5 protein-coding genes and 1 pseudogene are annotated in these 2,870 nt (G+C 73.4%); 2 read left to right on the forward strand and 4 right to left on the reverse strand.

Annotated elements, in window-relative coordinates; translation table 11 throughout:
* Positions 1–201, forward strand: a 201-nt coding sequence (locus AB0M20_RS35850) for an inositol monophosphatase family protein (protein WP_364305026.1), incomplete at its 5' end; no start/stop codon positions are given.
* Positions 202–206: 5 nt separating this feature from the next.
* On the opposite strand, the gene AB0M20_RS35855 is transcribed toward AB0M20_RS35850, so the two are convergent.
* Complete coding sequence (locus AB0M20_RS35855; protein WP_364305028.1) at positions 207–659, reverse strand: DUF1707 domain-containing protein; 453 nt, start codon at positions 657–659, stop codon at positions 207–209.
* Positions 660–737: 78 nt separating this feature from the next.
* On the reverse strand, positions 738–932 hold the full coding sequence (locus AB0M20_RS35860; protein ID WP_364305030.1) for a hypothetical protein: 195 nt from the start codon (positions 930–932) through the stop codon (positions 738–740).
* A gap of 126 nt (positions 933–1,058) precedes the next feature.
* Between AB0M20_RS35860 and AB0M20_RS35865 the strand changes: the two genes are divergently transcribed.
* A complete protein-coding gene (locus tag AB0M20_RS35865; RefSeq protein WP_364305031.1) occupies positions 1,059–1,676 on the forward strand; it encodes an SDR family NAD(P)-dependent oxidoreductase in 618 nt (205 codons plus the stop codon).
* Between the two features lie 14 nt (positions 1,677–1,690).
* Here the strand turns inward: AB0M20_RS35865 and AB0M20_RS35870 are convergent, their stop codons facing one another.
* Positions 1,691–2,293 carry an FHA domain-containing protein gene (locus AB0M20_RS35870; protein WP_364305033.1) on the reverse strand — a complete coding sequence of 201 codons (603 nt, stop codon included), beginning with the start codon at positions 2,291–2,293 and terminating at the stop codon, positions 1,691–1,693.
* Positions 2,290–2,870, reverse strand: a pseudogene (locus AB0M20_RS35875) (hypothetical protein); the annotation flags it as partial. The gene AB0M20_RS35870 and the pseudogene AB0M20_RS35875, both read right to left, overlap by 4 nt.

The raw sequence follows: 2,870 nt of genomic DNA on the forward strand, positions 1-2,870 counted from the left end.
CTGGTGGCGCGCGGTGATCTCGACCTGGCCGTGCAGACCAGCGGCCACATCTGGGACTTCGCCGCGACGTCACTGATCATCACCGAGGCGGGCGGCCACTACAGCACGCTGGACGGCAGCACCCGCCCCGGCCGCGGCGTCTCGGTCTACGCCTCCACCACCGAGGTGCGCGACCGGGCCCTGACCCTGCTCCGCTCCTGACGTCCCTAGGGAGCGGCGTCGGCTCTCATGAAGATCACCAGGGCGGCCGCCGCGCCGATGGACATCACCACGCCGACGATTCCGAAGACCCGGCCCAGCAGGTTCGCCGACAGGCCCGGGGTGCGGTCGCCGCGCAGGCTCAGGACGACCGCGATGACGCCGAGCAGGCCGCCGAAGATGCAGAAGGACGTGGGCAGGCTGAGCAGGCCCAGGATCAGGGCGCCCCGGCCCGTGCGGCCGGTTGCGGCGGGAGGCGCCACCGCGGCCGGGGGTAGCCAGGCGTACTCCGGCGGCAGGTCGCGGAGCTGGGCGAGCAGTTCGGACGCATACGTCGCCCCGCCGACCGCGGCGATCCGGTGGTCGTAGTCGCCGATCGGCACGTCACCCTGCTCCAGCGCACGGTTGAGCAGTCCGATGACCTCGGTACGGTCGTCGCTGGCCACCCGTGCGTCTCTCATCGGCGCGAAGATATCGCCGCCACCGCCCCCGCGACCGGCGAACGCCGAGATTCACGCGGAGCGTGCTGACGCCGTAGCTCAGTCGGGCGGGCCGGCCGGAGCCTCCTCGGGCGTACCCGGATCGCCCTGCTCCTCGCTCTGGTTCGCCCCCGCATAGCCGAGGTCGGCGCCGAGATCCGGGCTCGGCTCGCCCATCGAGTCCGGGTTCATCGACCCGGCGTCGGCGGCGCTGGACACATCGTCGTCGGGATCGGTACCGCTGGGATCAGTCATGCGAGCCCGATACCCGTTCGAGCGGGAATCTCACGGGCAATGCCGGGGGTATGGACGACACACACGCGCTGGTGGTCGGCGCGACCAGCGAGATCGGGCAGGCGATCGCCGGTGAGCTGGCTGGGCATGTCGGTGAGCCTGTGGGGCCGTGACCCGGATCGGCTCGAGGCGGCGGCCGGCCGGTGCGCCGACGCCTTCACCGACACGGTCGACGTCACCGACGCCGGGGCCGTCGACCGGGCGGTCGGCGAGCTACGCCGGCGGGGTCGCCTGCGCGTCGTGGTGTGGGCCGCCGGCCTCTTCGACTGGGCGCCCGCCGACCGCGCCGACCCGGCGACCTGGACCCGGCTGCTCGACGTGAACCTGACCGCCGCCGCCAGCCTCACCGCCCGGGTGCTGCCCGCGCTGATCGACGCCGCCCCCAGCTCGCTGCTGTACATCGGCTCCGGCGCCGCCCACCAGGCCTTCCCCGGCAACGCCGCCTACGTGGCCGGCAAGCACGGGCTGGCCGGGCTGGCCGAGGCGGTGTTCCTCGACGTGCGCGACCGCGACGTCAAGGTCAGCCTGATCTCGCCCGGGCTGGTCGCCGCCGGCGCGGGCCTGCAGTCGCCGGCGGGCCGGCAACGGCCGGATGAGCTGCTCACCCCGGCGGACGTTGCGGCGGCGGCCCGGTTCGTCGTCACCTTCCCGGTGCGCGGCTGCCCGACGCAGATCCGGCTGCAGCCGCAGCGCTCGCCGGACTGATCGCACCCGCCGAACTACGGCGCGTGCAGGACGATCATGGTCCAGGCGCCGACGTGCAGGCGGTCGCCGTCGGCGAGGGGCCGGCTGCGCCCGGGGTCCAGCGGCTGCGGATCGTCGTTCACGTACGTGCCGTTGGTGGAGCCCATGTCGGCGACCAGCCACACCCCGCCGAGATCCTGGGTCAGCAACGCATGACTGTGCGACACCCCCGGGTCGTCCGCCAGGTCGAGCTCCGGATCGGTGCCCTTCGACGAGCTCTTGCGGCCGATCCGCACCTGCGGCGGCGTCAGCGGCACCTCCACGGCGACCGCCGACGCCGGGAAGACGAGGCCCTCGACGGCGTTCGCGTCGTACCACTCCTTGTCCGCGACGATCGTCACGGTCCACTCACCCGCCGGCGCGGCCACCGGCGGCGGTGACAGCACCGGGACCCGGCCGGTGTTCGAGTCGTAGCCGCAGTTCTCACAGAACCGGCCCGGGCCGAGCGGCGGCGTGCCGCAGTGCGGGCAGGGCGGCGTCGACGTCGGCTGCGGGATCGCGACGGTCGTGCTCATCCGCACCCCGCAGACGTCGCAGAAGTCGTCCGTGGCGGACTCGTGCCCCCGTGGACAGGTCACGACGAGGACCGTCCGACCCGCACCGTCTTGGTCGACCGGGTGTCGAGTGCCATCTCGTCGGCCGCGTCCACCCGGCGGCGCAGCCGGACCGTGCCCGTCACCGGGTCGTCGATGTCCACCACCGTCTGCAGCAGCTCGGTAGTGGCGCTGTTGCCGCTCTCGTGGGCCAGCTGCGCGGCGCGGCCCAGCTTCACCGTGGCCGTACGCTCGTCGCCGGCCTTGCGCGCCTCCAGCCCAGCCTGGATCGCGTCGGCCAGCTCGGCCTGGCCGGTGTAGTGGGCGACCTGCCGGTTGATCCGGGTGGACAGCGCGGTGTCGTCGGTCCACACCGCGCGCACCAGGCACTGGGCCTGCACGTCCATGCCCTCGAGCACGGACACCCGCGCGGCCAGCATCTCGTCGCCGGCCGCGCCCGGGGTGACGTCGACGCAGATGTGGTAGTCGCGGCTCTCGTTGCCCCAGGCGCCCAGCGGGTAGCGACCGGCGCGCGGGCCGTCGTCGATGCGTTTCCCGGTCAGGTCGCTGACCGTGGGCTCGACCTGCTTCACGTACCTGATCGTGGTGTTGACCGGGGTCC

The sequence above is a fragment of the Actinoplanes sp. NPDC051633 genome, assembly GCF_040681735.1.
Classification (GTDB): Bacteria; Actinomycetota; Actinomycetes; order Mycobacteriales; family Micromonosporaceae; genus Actinoplanes.